The organism is Micromonospora sp. NBC_01796, from assembly GCF_035917455.1.
Taxonomy (GTDB): domain Bacteria; phylum Actinomycetota; class Actinomycetes; order Mycobacteriales; family Micromonosporaceae; genus Micromonospora_G.
In genome coordinates this window covers 2,578,807-2,592,754 of record NZ_CP109078.1, presented here as the reverse complement: position 1 = coordinate 2,592,754, position 13,948 = coordinate 2,578,807, and the positions used below count along the sequence as shown (strand labels likewise).

Annotated in this window: 13 protein-coding genes and 1 tRNA gene; 7 read left to right on the top strand and 7 right to left on the bottom strand. The window is 69.4% G+C overall.

Annotated elements, in window-relative coordinates:
* Positions 1–117: 117 nt before the first annotated feature.
* A complete protein-coding gene (locus OIE47_RS11925) occupies positions 118–612 on the top strand; it encodes a helix-turn-helix transcriptional regulator (protein WP_326561565.1) in 495 nt (164 codons plus the stop codon).
* On the opposite strand, the gene OIE47_RS11920 is transcribed toward OIE47_RS11925, so the two are convergent.
* The 3 genes from OIE47_RS11920 to OIE47_RS11910 all read right to left on the bottom strand — a co-directional run bounded on the left by OIE47_RS11920 (position 598) and on the right by OIE47_RS11910 (position 2,679).
* Entirely contained in the window at positions 598–1,431 is an 834-nt protein-coding gene (locus OIE47_RS11920) for a class I SAM-dependent methyltransferase (protein WP_326561564.1), read from the bottom strand. The genes OIE47_RS11925 and OIE47_RS11920 overlap by 15 nt on opposite strands.
* Before the next feature lie 67 nt (positions 1,432–1,498).
* Positions 1,499–1,966 carry a hypothetical protein gene (locus OIE47_RS11915; RefSeq protein ID WP_326561563.1) on the bottom strand — a complete coding sequence of 156 codons (468 nt, stop codon included), beginning with the start codon at positions 1,964–1,966 and terminating at the stop codon, positions 1,499–1,501.
* A gap of 146 nt (positions 1,967–2,112) precedes the next feature.
* Positions 2,113–2,679, bottom strand: coding sequence for a TetR family transcriptional regulator (locus OIE47_RS11910; RefSeq protein WP_326561562.1), 567 nt, complete (start codon positions 2,677–2,679; stop codon positions 2,113–2,115).
* A 134-nt stretch (positions 2,680–2,813) separates the two neighbouring features.
* Here OIE47_RS11910 and OIE47_RS11905 point away from each other — a divergent pair, with 134 nt between their 5' ends.
* Entirely contained in the window at positions 2,814–3,677 is an 864-nt protein-coding gene (locus OIE47_RS11905) for an SDR family NAD(P)-dependent oxidoreductase (RefSeq protein WP_326561561.1), read from the top strand.
* Here OIE47_RS11905 and OIE47_RS11900 read toward each other — a convergent pair.
* The gene (locus tag OIE47_RS11900; RefSeq protein WP_326561560.1) at positions 3,674–4,039 is read right to left on the bottom strand and encodes a signal peptidase I; all 366 of its coding nucleotides are present in this window, start codon (positions 4,037–4,039) and stop codon (positions 3,674–3,676) included. The two genes, OIE47_RS11905 and OIE47_RS11900, sit on opposite strands and share 4 nt — an antisense overlap.
* Before the next feature lie 449 nt (positions 4,040–4,488).
* Between OIE47_RS11900 and OIE47_RS11895 the strand changes: the two genes are divergently transcribed.
* From OIE47_RS11895 to OIE47_RS11875, 5 genes are all read left to right on the top strand, one after another.
* Positions 4,489–5,373 carry an efflux RND transporter periplasmic adaptor subunit gene (locus OIE47_RS11895; RefSeq protein WP_326561559.1) on the top strand — a complete coding sequence of 295 codons (885 nt, stop codon included), beginning with the start codon at positions 4,489–4,491 and terminating at the stop codon, positions 5,371–5,373.
* Positions 5,370–6,128, top strand: coding sequence for an ABC transporter ATP-binding protein (locus tag OIE47_RS11890; protein ID WP_326561558.1), 759 nt, complete (start codon positions 5,370–5,372; stop codon positions 6,126–6,128). The genes OIE47_RS11895 and OIE47_RS11890 overlap by 4 nt, the downstream gene beginning before the upstream one ends.
* The gene (locus OIE47_RS11885) at positions 6,125–7,447 is read left to right on the top strand and encodes an ABC transporter permease (RefSeq protein ID WP_326561557.1); all 1,323 of its coding nucleotides are present in this window, start codon (positions 6,125–6,127) and stop codon (positions 7,445–7,447) included. The genes OIE47_RS11890 and OIE47_RS11885 overlap by 4 nt, the downstream gene beginning before the upstream one ends.
* 129 nt (positions 7,448–7,576) lie before the next feature.
* A tRNA-Lys gene (locus OIE47_RS11880) sits at positions 7,577–7,649 on the top strand.
* Between the two features lie 579 nt (positions 7,650–8,228).
* Positions 8,229–11,033, top strand: a complete 2,805-nt coding sequence (locus tag OIE47_RS11875; protein WP_326561556.1) for a hypothetical protein — start codon at positions 8,229–8,231, stop codon at positions 11,031–11,033.
* Between the two features lie 64 nt (positions 11,034–11,097).
* Here the strand turns inward: OIE47_RS11875 and OIE47_RS11870 are convergent, their stop codons facing one another.
* The 3 genes from OIE47_RS11870 to OIE47_RS11860 are packed head-to-tail and all read right to left on the bottom strand — an operon-like array spanning position 11,098 to position 13,894.
* Positions 11,098–11,712, bottom strand: coding sequence for a hypothetical protein (locus tag OIE47_RS11870; RefSeq protein WP_326561555.1), 615 nt, complete (start codon positions 11,710–11,712; stop codon positions 11,098–11,100).
* Positions 11,709–13,097: a hypothetical protein gene (locus OIE47_RS11865; protein WP_326561554.1), complete on the bottom strand. Its 1,389-nt coding sequence runs from the start codon at positions 13,095–13,097 to the stop codon at positions 11,709–11,711. The genes OIE47_RS11870 and OIE47_RS11865 overlap by 4 nt, the downstream gene beginning before the upstream one ends.
* On the bottom strand, positions 13,094–13,894 hold the full coding sequence (locus OIE47_RS11860; protein ID WP_326563063.1) for an ABC transporter ATP-binding protein: 801 nt from the start codon (positions 13,892–13,894) through the stop codon (positions 13,094–13,096). The genes OIE47_RS11865 and OIE47_RS11860 overlap by 4 nt, the downstream gene beginning before the upstream one ends.
* Between the last annotated feature and the right edge of the window lie 54 nt (positions 13,895–13,948).

The window sequence follows — 13,948 nt, the reverse complement described above, 5'->3', positions numbered from 1 at the left end:
GCACGCCCCACCCCCGCGACGGGACTGGCCCGCCCGTTCCGATTGGTAGGAGGTGGTGCACTATTGCACCGGGCGAGTGGTAGGAGGTGGGCGGTGACAACCCATACGTTCACGGTTGTGCTCGATCGCGAGCCGGCCGAGGAGGAGTTCGACTCGCTCTTCGCCGCCGGGCTCGATGACGCGGCGTTCGGGCGGGAACATGGCTTCCCCGTCGCGGAGTTTGACCGGGAGGCGCCCACCCTGGCGGACGCCATCGCGTCGGCGGTTCGTGCGATCGACTCGGTCGGCCTGGTGGCACTGCGTGTACTGGACCAGGATCTTCTGACGCTTGCCGACATCGCGGATCGGATCGGTCAAAGTCGGGAGTCGGTACGTCGATACGCCACAGGCGACCGCGGGCCCGGCAACTTTCCGCCTCCGGTGGATCCTGTTCGGGAGGGAACGGTGTTCTACCGGTGGAGCGAGGTGGCGCCCTGGCTCAATCGAAAGCTCGGTCTGGACGTACCGGAGACGGACTTCGCCCTCGTGGTGGCCAACCTGGTGCTTCAGGCTCGTCAACACCGGGGACGGGTCGCGCACATGGCCGCGCTGTCGGATCTACTTGCCGCGTAGGCCGGTCAGCTCGGTTGCCTGGTGCTGGACCTTGGTGCCGAGCAGCATCGTGACGCGGATGTGCTCGGCGAAACGGTCCTCGGGGGGCAGGGCGTGGCGGAGCTGTTCGGCGAACCGGGGGCGCTGGTCCGGCGGGGGTAGCCGGTCGACCGGCAGGGCCGAGTAGACGCCGCCGACGAGGTGTTCCAGGTCCAGGTCGGCGGCGTACTCGACGTGCTGTTCGCGTACGTCGAAGCCGGACACGGTCAGGGCTTCGCGGTAGCGGAGCTGGCTGTCGGCGTCGGTGCCGCAGGCGTAGCCGAGATCCTTGTCCAGCCACGCCTCCAGCCAGCGGCGCAGGGCCCGGGACCAGTCGGTGTCCTGGAGCCACAGTGGAGTTCCGTTGGTCACCACGGCCACCCCGCCGCCGGTGCGCAGCAGCGGGAACAGGGTGGGGAACAGCTCGTCGGGCCGCATCCAGTGCAGCGCCTGGCCGACGGTCACCGCGCCCAGGGCGCCCATGCCGAGCAGGGCGCCGAGTGCGGGCAGGTCGGCGTCGGTTCCGATCATCCAGGTCGCGTTGCCGACGCCCCGCTCGGCGGCGGCGGATCGGGCTCGGGTCAGCATGTCCGGCTCCGGGTCGACGCCGACCACGGCGCGTACCCGGTGGGCGATCGGGGTGGTGAGCTGTCCGGTGCCGCATCCGAGGTCGACCACGGTGTCGTCGCGGGTCAGTGCGAAGGCCGCCACCAGGGCGTCGATGACCGCTGCCGGATAGCCGCGACGGTACCGGTGGTAGTAGTCGACAACGTCGCCGCGAAATCCCAGCTCCTGCGCCATCGCCACAGCCTGGCAGCCGGTTCCCGGGTCCGGACAGCGATTCTGCTCAGGGCAGCCGGGGCGGTACTCATCGCAGCGCTGCCAGGACGAGCGAGGCCGCGATCAGGATGTCGAACGGGACGCAGAAGTCGACGAACCAGCGTGGCACCACCCGGCCGTCCCGGTGGGCGTAGTCCCAGGCCGCGTGGGCGAGGTAGCCGGCGGCCACCACGTACTGCCCGATGGTGGCGTCGACGACCAGGGCGACCAGCGCGATCACCGTGAACAGCAGCAGCCCGGCGCTCTGGCGGGTGAGGATCTCGCGGGTCGTGCGGCGCCGCCGGGCGACGCCGAGCACCAGGTAGCAGAGCGCGAGCAGGGGCAGCAGCCAGGTCAGGAACCCGGCGGGTTCGAACCGGCCGAGGTCGAGGAGATTGAGTACGCCGAGCGCGATGCCGAGGTGCACGGCGGGCCGCCGCAGCGTGGCCGTCAGCCCCGGGTGTACGTGATCCCGCCGGTCCTGTCGGGCGGTCAGCTCGATTCCGTTGTCCGTCATGTCTTCGAGGCTGCCGGTCGGGGCGCGCAGGTCCCACCCGTGGACTGTCACCGGTTTCCCGTGTGGATCGCCCGGTCCGACCGTGCGTACGCCCGTACCCGTGGATGGTCGACGGTGACCGGCGGCGGACCGGTCGGTGTGGTCTTCTACGGTGCCAGCAGGGCCGCGACCGCGTCGGTGACGATCCTGCGGCGGTGGCTTCGCGAGTGCGTGTCGAGCAGGGTGGCGAACTCGGGTGTGACGGCGGTCCAGAGGGCGGCCTGGTGGACCACGAGGGCGAGCAGGTCGACCGCGGTGTAGCGGGTGGTGAGCTGTCCGGCCCGCTGTGCCCGTTCGATCTCGTCGATCTTGTGCTGGTTGCTGGTCATGATCGACTCAAGGGGTGCCTGTGAGCCGGCCCGTTCCAACCGGTACCAGGTGGCCAGGCGGATCACCTCGGGGTGGGCCTCGTAGCCGTCGAAGAGTCGGCCGGCGTAGCCGGGCAGGTCGGTGACGTCGATCGGTACCTCGCGGACGGTGTTGGCGACCAGGGCGTTGAAGACCGCGTCGAACAGCCCGTCCTTGTTGCCGAAGTAGTGGTAGATCTGCGCCTTGTTCGACCGGGCCTCGGCCGCGATCCGGTCCACCCGTGCACCGGCGATGCCGTACGCGGCGAACTCCTTCGTCGCCGCGTCGAGCAGGCGCTGTCTGGTTGCCTGCGCGTCCCCCACCATGGCCCGTAGCTTAGCTCACTAACCATCTAGTTGACGCTCCGGCAAGCCCGTGCTTCACTTCAACTAACCAGTCAGTTGGCAGATCGCCCGGGGGTGCTCTGTCAGTCAGGGAACGTCACGAAAGGCACCACACCATGTCAAAAGTCTTCCTGGTCACCGGTAGCGCACGCGGCCTCGGCCGGCACATCGCGGAGGCCGTACTCGGTGCCGGGCACCAACTGGTCGCCACCGCCCGTACGCCGGAGCAGCTCGCCGACCTGGTCGACAGGTACGGCGACCGGATCCGACCGGTGGCGCTCGACGTCACCGACGTCGCCGGAGCCGAGGCCGCCGTGCGGACCGCCGTCGACGCGTTCGGCCGACTCGACGTCGTGGTGAACAACGCCGGTTACGCCAACCTCGCCTCGACCGAGGACATCACCGCCGAGGACTTCCGCGCCCAGGTCGACACGAACCTGTTCGGCGTGGTCAACGTGTCCCGGGCGGCGCTGCCCGTACTGCGGGCACAGGGGTCCGGGCACATCATCCAGGTCTCCTCGCTCGGCGGCCGGATGGCGACCGCCGGACTGTCCGCGTACCAGGCATCGAAGTGGGCGGTGGGCGGATTCTCCGAGGTCCTCGCCCAGGAGGTCGCCCCGCTCGGCATCAGGGTCACGGTGCTGGAGCCGGGCGGCATGCGTACGGACTGGGCCGGCTCGTCGATGGCGATCCCGCCGATCAGCGAGCCCTACCGGCAGACCGTCGGGGTCGTCGCGAAGATGCTGCGCAGCGGCACCGGCAACGCCGCCGGTGATCCGGCGAAGGTCGCCCAGGTGGTGCTCACCGTCGCCGACCTCGACCAGCCCCCGGTACGGCTGCTGCTCGGCACCGACGCGGTCAACTACGCCGCCCAGGCCGGGCGGACCCGGGCCGAGACCGACGCGCAGTGGCGCACGCTCAGCGTCTCGACCAATCACGACGACGTCACCGCCGCCGAACTCGACCCGCTCAACAGTTAGCCGTCGACGGCGTATCCGGGGACCGAGGGCCACCGTACGGTCAGCACCACCGACTCCTGTTCGGCGTACCAGGAGTGGTCCACGCCCCGACCCCACACCACGTAGTCGCCCTGCTTCGACAGCAGCACGCTGCGCCCCGGCAGTTCCACCCGGAAACGCCCACTGATCAGCATGAGCAGGGCGGTACGCCGTTCCCCGGTGACCCACTCCGCCCGCTCGTCACCGGGCGGGTGCACACCCCACTTGATCTCGACATCCGTGCTGTGCCGTACGTCGTCGACCGGCTTGAAGTGGCCGAGCAACCAGCCCCGGTCACCCGCCGCGTCCGGGCCGGCGTTGCCGACGTACACATCCTCGATCATGGTCCGGGAAGCTAACACGGCGGTTCCGGCGGGTGAGGTTCTGGTCGGTGCGGGAATGGCGGTGGTGGTGGTGCAATACCTGCCCGGGGCCGGTCCGTTGCCGGCCGTGCTGTGCACCGTTACCGCCGGTGCAATCGTCCTGCGAATGCGTTCGGGAGTCGTGTATTTCCTATGAAGACCGGGCTCGCCGGGCCTCGGGAAACCATCTTCGACGGTAGTCTTTGCCAGGTTTCGATGGCCGTCGAGATAGTCGCGTGTCAGCCGCAACGGACCGCCATCGCCATGCGTCTTTCAGATGTACGCCTGAAGCAATCGAGTTAGGGGAACCGGTGCGAAGGCAATTGCTACTCCGTTCGTGCGTCCTCGCCCTGGTGGTGGGCGCCGCTGCCGGGTGCAGCGAATCGGGCGCGGCGACGGAAACCCCGGGGCTCGAATCCAGGGGCACGACGATGACCACCGTGCAGCCCACCCGGCAGGACCTGGCCAACAAGGTCAGCCTCACCGGCAAGGTCACCGTCAACCCGGTGTTCGGGCTGGTGGCGCCGGTCAAGGGGCAGGTTCGCTACCTGGACGTGAAGACGCCGACGAGCACCCCGACCAAACCCACCAGGGTGGCCAGCGTCTGGGTGTCAGGTAAGGCGACCCGGATCGAGGTGCCGGCCGGCGCGGTGTTCGCCGGCCGCCTGGTGGACGACCGTTCCAACGTGACCGTCGGCATGCCGATCGTCTCAGCCAAGATGATCGGGTACGGGCTGGTCGCCGACCTGGACGGGGCCCAGGCGTACCAGATCGCCGAGGGGCTCGCGACCGTACAGGCCCAGATCAAGAACGGCCCGGGTCCGTTCCCGTGCAAGGTGCTCGGCACCATCGCGGCCCTGCCCGCCGGGACCATTCCGGATCCGCCGGCCGCACCGCCCGTGGCGCCGGTGCCGGGTGCGTCGGTCGCACCGCCGATCTCGGTACGCCCGGACGAGCAGGGAAAGACCGAGCCGTCGGAGCCGACCGGGCTGCGGGTGGTCTGCACCGCCCCGGCCGACGTGAAGCTGATCAACGGGGCGACCGCGACCCTCGAAGTGGTGACCCAGCGGGCCGCCGACGTACTGACGTTGCCGGTCGAGGCGGTTGCCGGGGTGCAGGGCAAGGGCAAGGTGGACGTGGTTGGCCCGGACGGCGTACGCCAGACCACGGATGTGGTGCTCGGGCTCAGCGACGGCAAGGTCGTGGAGATCAAGTCCGGTCTGACCGGTACGGAGACGGTTGCCGTACCCGGTCCGAACCTGCCCGCGGCGAAGCCCGGCGAGGGTGACCCGAACGCGCCGATGGGTGGAAAATGACGGCGCTGCTGGAACTCAACGGCATCACCAAGACCCTCAAGGGACAGCAGGCCCCGCGTACGATCCTCGCCGGTGCCGACCTGACCGTCGACCGTGGCGAGAGCGTCGCGATCCTCGGCCGTTCCGGTTCCGGGAAAAGCACCCTGCTGAGCCTGATCGGCCTGTTCGACCGGCCCGACGGCGGGCAGTACCTGCTCGGCGGCCGGGACATCACCAAGCTCTCCGAGCGTAGGGCGGCGGCGCTGCGCAGCGCCGAGTTCGGCTTCGTGTTCCAGCGGTTCTTCCTGCTCAAACACCTCACCGCGGCGCAGAACGTGGCGATGGCCCTGGTCAACGGCCAGGGCTGGATGTCCCGTCGCAAGCGCAAGGCCAGGACGATGGCGGCCCTCGACCAGGTCGGCATCGCCCACCTGGCCAAGCACAAGCCGGCCCGGCTCTCCGGTGGCGAGCAGCAGCGGGTCGCGGTCGCCCGAGCGCTCGTACGCGAACCCCGGCTGCTCCTCGCCGACGAGCCGACCGGTGCGCTCGACACCGAGACCGGCAACCTGGTGATCGAGGTGATGCGTGCCGCCACCGACCGGGGCTGCGGGCTGATCCTGGTCACCCACGACTGGGACCACGCCAACAAGATGCAGCGGGTGCTGCGGCTGAGCGACGGTCTGCTCGAACCTGCCACCGACACCAGGCCGGTCGCGGAGACCGTCCCGTCCGCCCAGCCCGTACCGGTGGCCGACGCCACGGCGGTGTACCGGTGATCCGGCTGTCCGGGCGGTTCCGTTCCGCGCTGATCATCGGTGGTCAGGGCATCCGGGCCCGCAAGACGCGCACCCTGCTCTCGATGGTCAGCCTGTTCCTGGGCGTGCTCGCCGTCGTGGTCGTCCAGGTCGGAGCCGAGACCGCCAAGAGCGCCCGGTTGGCCGACCTCGAACTGCACGCGGGCAAGGACGGCACCCGGCAGATGTACCTCCAGGGCACCGCGGACTCGATCCGGATCAGCCAGGAGACGCTGAAGGGACGCCCGGACGCGATCGCGGTCACCAACTTCCAGGTGATCATCGGCGAGCCGAGCGTGACGCCGATCAATCCCGGTGGGGCGCCGTTCGACCAGCCCGGCGGCTACGGCATGAGCTACAACGTGACCTGCGACCAGAGCGGCAACTGCTATCCCGTACCGACGAACGGCCAGGACCCGGCCGTCCAGGTGCCCGGCGCGGCGATCGAGATGAGCCTGAGCGCGCTCACCGGTGACATCCGGCAGTTCCGGCCGTTCCGGTCGGTTGCCGGTAACTGGCTGGACTTCTCCACCCAGCCGTCGTTGTCCCCCGGCATCGTGATCAACCTCGAGGCGGCCAAGGGCTTCAGCCGCAACCGGGTGCCGGCCGAGATGCGGATCAACGGGGCGACCGCCAACCCGACGCCCCGGATCCTCGGGGTGGTCGACGACGGCAACTCGCAGCCGGCCGCATACGCCAGGGCCGACGAGCTGGGCTACTGGCTCCCGGCGCCGACCGGCAACTCGAACTACGGCCCCGGCTTGCAGATCATGATGGCGCCCACGGCGCTCGACGTGGAACAACTGCTGCGGGTCCGGCTGGTTGCCAGCGGCATCCCCGCCGACCAGATGCACGCCGAGACGATCCAGGCCCGCAAGGAGATCGCGAAGGAACTGGCGCTGATGCGCTGGATCTTCCTCGGCATGGCCAGCCTGGTGCTGCTCATCGGTGTCGCGGGCATCCTGAACGTCGGCCTCGCCACCGTCGGCGAACGGGTCGAGGAGTTCGCCCTCAGGCGGGCGGTCGGCACCCCACGGTCGTTGCTGGCCGGCATCGTGCTGGCGGAAACCCTGCTGACCGGGTTGTTCACGGCGGCTGCCGCGATCGGGTTGTCGGCCGCCGCCCTGACCGCGATCAGCACCCTCTTCGGTGACCGGGAGCAGTTCCTGGCCGACCTCGTCTTCCCCTGGCAGGCGGGGGTGGCGGGGGTCGTCGCCGGCCTCGTCGCCGGGGTACTCGGCGGTCTGATCCCGGCGATCCGGGCCGCCCGGATCCCGATCGCCACCGTGATGCGCGCCTGAGCGGAGCACTGTCGTCTCCGGGCCCGCCGGCCAGCACGTCGGCGGGCCCGAGCGTCGGATATCCGTACGCCGTGCCCCGGTGGCCAGCCGGGCGCGACGGGTACGTGATCCGGTAGTCTTGGCCCTCGCGGGCTGCTAGCTCAATTGGCAGAGCAGCGGACTTTTAATCCGCGGGTTCTGGGTTCGAGTCCCAGGCGGCCCACCGCTGTAACACCAGGTCAGGCCGGCTCTCAGACGGGTACGACCAAGATCCGGGCGATCTGTGGTTGCAATCCCAGTTGCAGCACCCTGTGTCTGCTCGGCAGTGGTCGCACGGTCACGCTGAGTGTTCTCCTTTGCCGTGAGAAGAACGGGACGGGGCGAAGTGGGTGGCCGGCTCAGGCCCCACCGCGCTGCCTCCTTATTCGGGACTCGGGCATGACGCTCAGTGAGAATGTCAATCTGTAGGTGCCCGATCGTTGTCAGGTAGAGGTACATCCACAAGGGGCACCGGTATCCGGAGATAACAGCAGTAATTGGCAATTGGGATGGTTGAGGAGGCTGGGTGACGGCCTCGTCGTATCTGTGTGGATCTTGCCCCTGGGCAGCGGGAAATCGGATGCCTGAGGTGTGACAGGGCCGGATATGCTCCCGCCATCGATGGCATGCACGCCGTCGTCAACGGGGAGGTGGATTGCGCTTGCTCGCGCGAAGATTCATGGCCGCATCACTCGGGGTCATAGTCGGAACGGGTTTACTCAGCGTCACAGCCGCACCGGCACAGGCTTACGAATCCCGCACCGTGAACAAGTCCGGCTGGGCGTACACGGACTCGCGGTTGCCGAATGAGTCGTTTGTCAACCCGCAGGGGGACGCGCCGATCGGGGCTTGGACGGGTACGGACGGCAAGAAGCACAAGTCCCGGTCCTATTTCAGCTTCGACGTCGCGCGTTTCGACGCAACTGTCATCCACCAGGCCGATCTGGTGATCCAGGAGCGGTCGGCGGCCGACTGCGCGACCGCCCAGCCGGTCGAGCTGTGGCGCACCGACCCGATCACGGCGACCACGAGCTGGGAGTCGAAGCCACGGCGGCGAGAGCTGATCGGCACCGTCCAGGCCGGCGGCGAGGCCACCTGCCCCGGCTATCTGGTGTGGGACATCAAGCCCGCACTTCAGCGGTTGGCGGACCGGGGCGAGCAGGTCCTCACCGTCGAGATCCGGGTGCCGCACGGCTACGAGGGTGAGCTCTCCCACGGCCGCAAGCTCCGCCCGTTCCCCACGATCAACACTCGGTACAACCACGCACCGACGGTGACGCGGATCGGCCTCGAATTCCCCTCGTGGGGGTGCGGCACAAAGGCGAACCCGCAGCCGGTCGGTGCACGCAACTACACGCTGATGGTCGAGGGCGCGGACGCCGACCCCTACGACTACAACTTCAACGGGCAGTTCGCCGCGTGGCCGGTCGGCCATGACGATCAGCGTTCCGAGCAGTTCGGGCAGAGCTACGGTGGCACCCTTTCCAAGGGCACCTGGAACATGGCGCAATACCCGCACGGCACGGTGGTGGCCTGGACCGCACGGGCGTACGACGGCTACGACTACTCGAAGTGGGCCAAGCCCTGCTACGTGAAGGTGGATGGGCAGGCCCCGGCCGCACCCGTCATCACGTCGGCCACGTACCCGAACGACGGTCAGCAGCACGGCGGCTCGGGGGTGCCGGGGACGTTCACGTTCACGGCGAACGGATCGCCGGACGTGGTCGGCTACTACTGGGGACGGTTCGGCGACACGTACAACTACATTGCCGCGCCATCGCCGGGCGCACCGGTCACGCTCGAATACACGCCGACGTCGTTCTCCGAGGCTCTGAGCGTGCGTACCGTCGACAGCGCTTCGAACTCCTCACCGACGACCCGGTACGAGTTCTACGTACGCTCCACCGCGCCGTCGGTACGGGTGACGGTGGGTGGTGTCGGGCTGCCGAGCCAGCTCGCCATCTCGACCAATGTCGCGGGGGTTACCGAGTTCGGCTACCGGATCGGCGACGCCGCCGAGATCAGGGTCGCGGCCGGCGCTGGCGGCAGCGCGACCGTCCCGGTGGTGTTCGGGCAGGCCGGCTCGGTGAACCTCCAGGTGCGTAGCTACGTCGGCACCCAGTTCGTCGGTGCGTACACGGAGAATGTGCGGGTCACCGACACCCCGTTCGTGGAGTCGACCGACTTCGCCTTCCCGGACGCCGACGGCGTGGTCGACCGCTCGGGCAGCTTCACCCTCCGACCCGGCCGGGCGGGCGTGGTGGCGTACGAGTACGCGTTCCGCTACGACGATCCGCAGCGCATCGAGGCGGGGGCCGACGGCAGTGCGGTGCTGGAGTGGACGCCGACGGAGCCGGACTGGTACACGCTCAACGTACGCAGCATCGACGCGGACGGCACCTACTCCGAGTCGGCGCAGTACCAGTTCAACGTCATCGACGCGAAGCCGACGGTCTACTCCAGCACCTACTACGAGTTCGGTTCGTGGGGTGGCGTGGGCATCCCCGGCGAGTTCAACTTCGACACCGCCATGCCGGATGTCGACGTCTACCTCTACCAGCTCAACGGTGGGCCGGAGCAGGTCGCCGACCCGGAGTACAGCTCCGCCCTGGTGACGTTGGCACCCGACCGCTCCGGCAGCAACACGTTGACGGTGCGTACGCGGTTCCTGGATGGGTCATTCTCGCCGGTACGGACCTACACGTTCGGGGTCAGTGACGCTCCGGTGGTCGTCTCCACCGATTACCCGGAGAACGATCCGGCGGGCCAGCCCGGTCAGGTGGGGCGGTTCACCCTGAACCCCGGCCGCTCCGACGTGGTCGAGTACCGCTACACCCTGGAGTACAGCAGCGAGGAGCAGGTTGTCGCTGCGGGAACGGACGGGAAGGCGACGATCGAGCTGACCCCGACGCATCCCGGAAGCACCATGCTGTCGGTAACCAGCCGGACCGCCGATGGGTCGGTCAGCGCGGAGCGGCGTTACAACTTCTACGTACGCGACCCGCAGGTGCGGGTGTCGAGCGCCTTCGACGAGTACACCCCGCGCGGTGGCATCGGTACGTCGGGCCGGTTCGAGGTCCGTACCGAGATCAGCGAGGCGACCACCTTCGAGTACCAGCTCAACGGTGGGGCGTGGCAGAGCGTGCCGAAGACGCCGAACTCGCAGGTGACCGACATCTGGGTGACCATGGATCGCAACGGCGAGAACGTTTTCTCGGTGCGGGGTCGGACCGGAGCGGGCGCGTACACGCCGCAGACCGATTACGCCTTCCTGGTCGGCACGGCGCCGTTGGTGTCGTCGAGCACCTACCCGTACGGCGACTGGGCCGGTGGCGTCGGCGTCGCCGGTGAGTTCACCCTCACCCAGGGCAGTCCGGGTGTCGTGGAGTTCGAGTACGGCTTCGACGGCGGCGAGCCGGCCATGGTGGCGGCGAGCACGACCGGCACCGCCACCGTGAGCTACGTGCCGAGTTCGCCGGGGCCGCACACGATGTCGGTGCGCGGACGCACCGCCGACGGGGTGTGGACCGACCCGACGAGTCATTACATCCTGGTCAACTACTCCTGACCCCTGGTTGCCGCAGCGGGCTCGTCCGTACTGGGACGGGCCCGCTGCGGCCGGTGGGGGAGCGTCACTGGTCGGGGGCTGTTTCGGAGGCGGGTCGCAGGGGGCACCCGCGCAACGCGTACGCGAGCAGACCGGTCACCGCCAGGACGATGGCGCAGACGGTGGCGGCGGTGGTGCCGGTGGGTTGGATCAGCCAGCTCGCAAGCTGCATCTTCAGTTCCCGGCTGGGTCCCATGAACGGCATGACCGCGACGAGGGTCCAGGTGAGCGGGGCGATCCACGCCAGGGCGGCGCCGAACAGGGCGGCGCCGAGGGCGGTGAGTCCGAGCAGACCCGCCGTGTTGCGCAGCACGAGCGTAAGCGGCTCGAAGCTCGCGTCGGTGACCGTGGTGAGGAGCAACAGGGCGGTGATCACGGCGGCGCCGAGCAGCAGGTGCCCGGCCCGGCGTACCGGCCAGTTGACCGACGCGGTGCGGTCGAGGGCATCGTCGGCACCGCTGAGGGTGGTGCCGAGCGCGATCACCGCGAGCACGATGGTGACGCTGGCCGTACGGGCGTTGATGGTCGGGGAGTCGGTGTAGGCCAGTGACAGCGCCCACACCAGCGCGATCGTCGATGTCGCGGTGGTCAGTGCGAGGGGGACCCGCCGGGAGCGCAGGTGCAGTTTCAGCCATCTCATGAGTTCTCCTCCGGCAGGATCGCCAGGAGGCCGTCGGCCCGGCAGTCCATGGCGGCGTCGCGTGCCGCCGCCATCCGACGCTGCTGCTCGGCCTCCGGCAGGGCCATCAACGCCTCGTACGCGGTCTTCGCCTGCTCTGTTTCCACTGGTTCCCAGCCCGGCGGCGGGGTTGGTGGTTGACCACTGAGCCAGGCGGCGGCGACCACCTGGGCGAGGTACGCCTCGTCGAGGTCCGACCCTTCGCCGCATTCCTGCTCCCACGGAGCCAGCAGCAGGGACGGCAGGAAATCGGCGGAAAGCTCGGCGTGCCCGGTGCGGCCGATGGTGGGGGTGTCGAAGACGATCGTGTCGGCCTGGTGCCGGGGCGGGGCCGAGTCCGGGACGAGCTGCGCCCAGTACGCGACCTGTTGGCTCTGCACCGCCCGGGTGGGGGCGTTGGGTAGCTTCGCCGCCATCATGGTCAGTGCCTGCCGGGCCGGGCCGACGAGGTCCGGCAGGAGCCCGGCGTGCACCCGCGTCACGCAGACCTGCGGGCCTTCTGCGTCACAGACCAGCTCGGCGGCGACCGGGTCGACGGCGGCTGCCCCGCGGGTCCCGCCGGCCGGCAGGAGCGGTACGGCCACCGCCGCGCCGAGCACCGCCGGGAGTACGGCCAGTACGGTGGCACGCCGGCCGACCGCGCTCAGCAGCAGCAGTCCGGTGGTCGCGAGGGCCACCAGCCACAGCGTCTGGAGCAGGCTGATCCGCGTCACGATCGTCTGGAGGTCGTCCAGGCCGCCGCTGAAGACCGGTACGAGCAGCACCGCCGAGGGCTCGGGCCGGAATCTGGCAATTTCGGCGTTGAGGTCGGGCGTCATCACCAGCTCCGGAGCCAACCCCACCAGGGCGAACCCGATCACGGCAAGGACGGGCGCGGTGATCACCCGGGGCACCGCTCGGCCGGCGGCCATCCCGAGCCAACCGGCGGCGACCAGGGACAGGGCCCCGACCGAGGTGACGACGATCGCGGCGGTCGGGAAGTATTCCGATGTCGGCACCACCCATCCGGCCGCGATGAGGAACACCAGGACGTACGCGGTCACCACCGCGATCGCGAGCGCGCCGGCGGTCGGGACGACACGGTGCCACCGGGGCCTGACGGTGCTGGCGAACAGCTCGTCGACCCGGTGACGTGTCTCCCGCCGGCCCAGCCACGCTCCACCGGCCAGCGCCAACGGCAGGAGCACCATCAGCATCGACCGGGTGTTGACCGCCAGTTGCATCCACCGCCCGGCGAAGAACTGGGTGGACGACAGCAGCATCGCCGTGCCGACCACCAGCATCAACAGGGCGATGCCGCCGGCCGCCGAGCGGCGCAGCTCGACGCGCAGGAACCGCCCCGTCATGCCGACACCTGCCCACGATGGGCCCGGAGCAACGCCGAGTACCCGCGCTCGGTGGCGCTGTCACCGGCGTCGCCGGGGCCTCCCTGCTGGGCCAGTTGTCCGGCGGTGCCCTGCCACACCAACCGACCCTCGTTGACCAGCACCACGTCGGTGCAGGCCACCGCGACGTCTTCGACCAGGTGGGTGGAGACGAGTACGCAACTGTCCACACCGATCTCGCGCAGCAACTCGCGGAAGTCGAGGCGCTGTTCCGGGTCCAGGCCGACCGTCGGCTCGTCGAGCAGCAGCACCTCCGGGTCGTTGACGATCGCCTGGGCGATGCCGGCGCGGCGCAGCATGCCCCCGGAGAGGGTCTTCATCCGGGAGTCGGCGCGGTCGGCCAGGCCCACCCGTTCGATGGCCCGTTGCACCGCGCCGGGGACGACCGTCCTGGGCATCTCCTTGAGCCAGGCCATGTACTCGACGAACTCCCGGACGGTGAAGCGCGGGTAGAAGCCGAACTGCTGCGGGAGGTAGCCCAGGCTGCGGCGTACCTTGGGCAGGTCGGCGTTGCCGGTGACGTCCTCGCCGAGCAGGGTCAGCCGCCCTCCGGCGGGTTTCAGCACCGTGGCCAGGGCTCGCATCAGCGTCGTCTTGCCGGCACCGTTGGGTCCGAGCAGTCCGTGCACGCCGGTGCCCAGCGCCAGGTCGAGCCCGTTGACCGCCAGGTGCCGGCCGGCTCGGACCTGCAGTTTCTCGGCGTGCACGGCCCACGCGTAGGTGGTCGGTGCGGTCTCCGCCACGCTGACCGTACGCATCATGATCTCTCCATTCGTCATGCCTGGTACGTCCTCGCGGACGTCGGAGTGCTC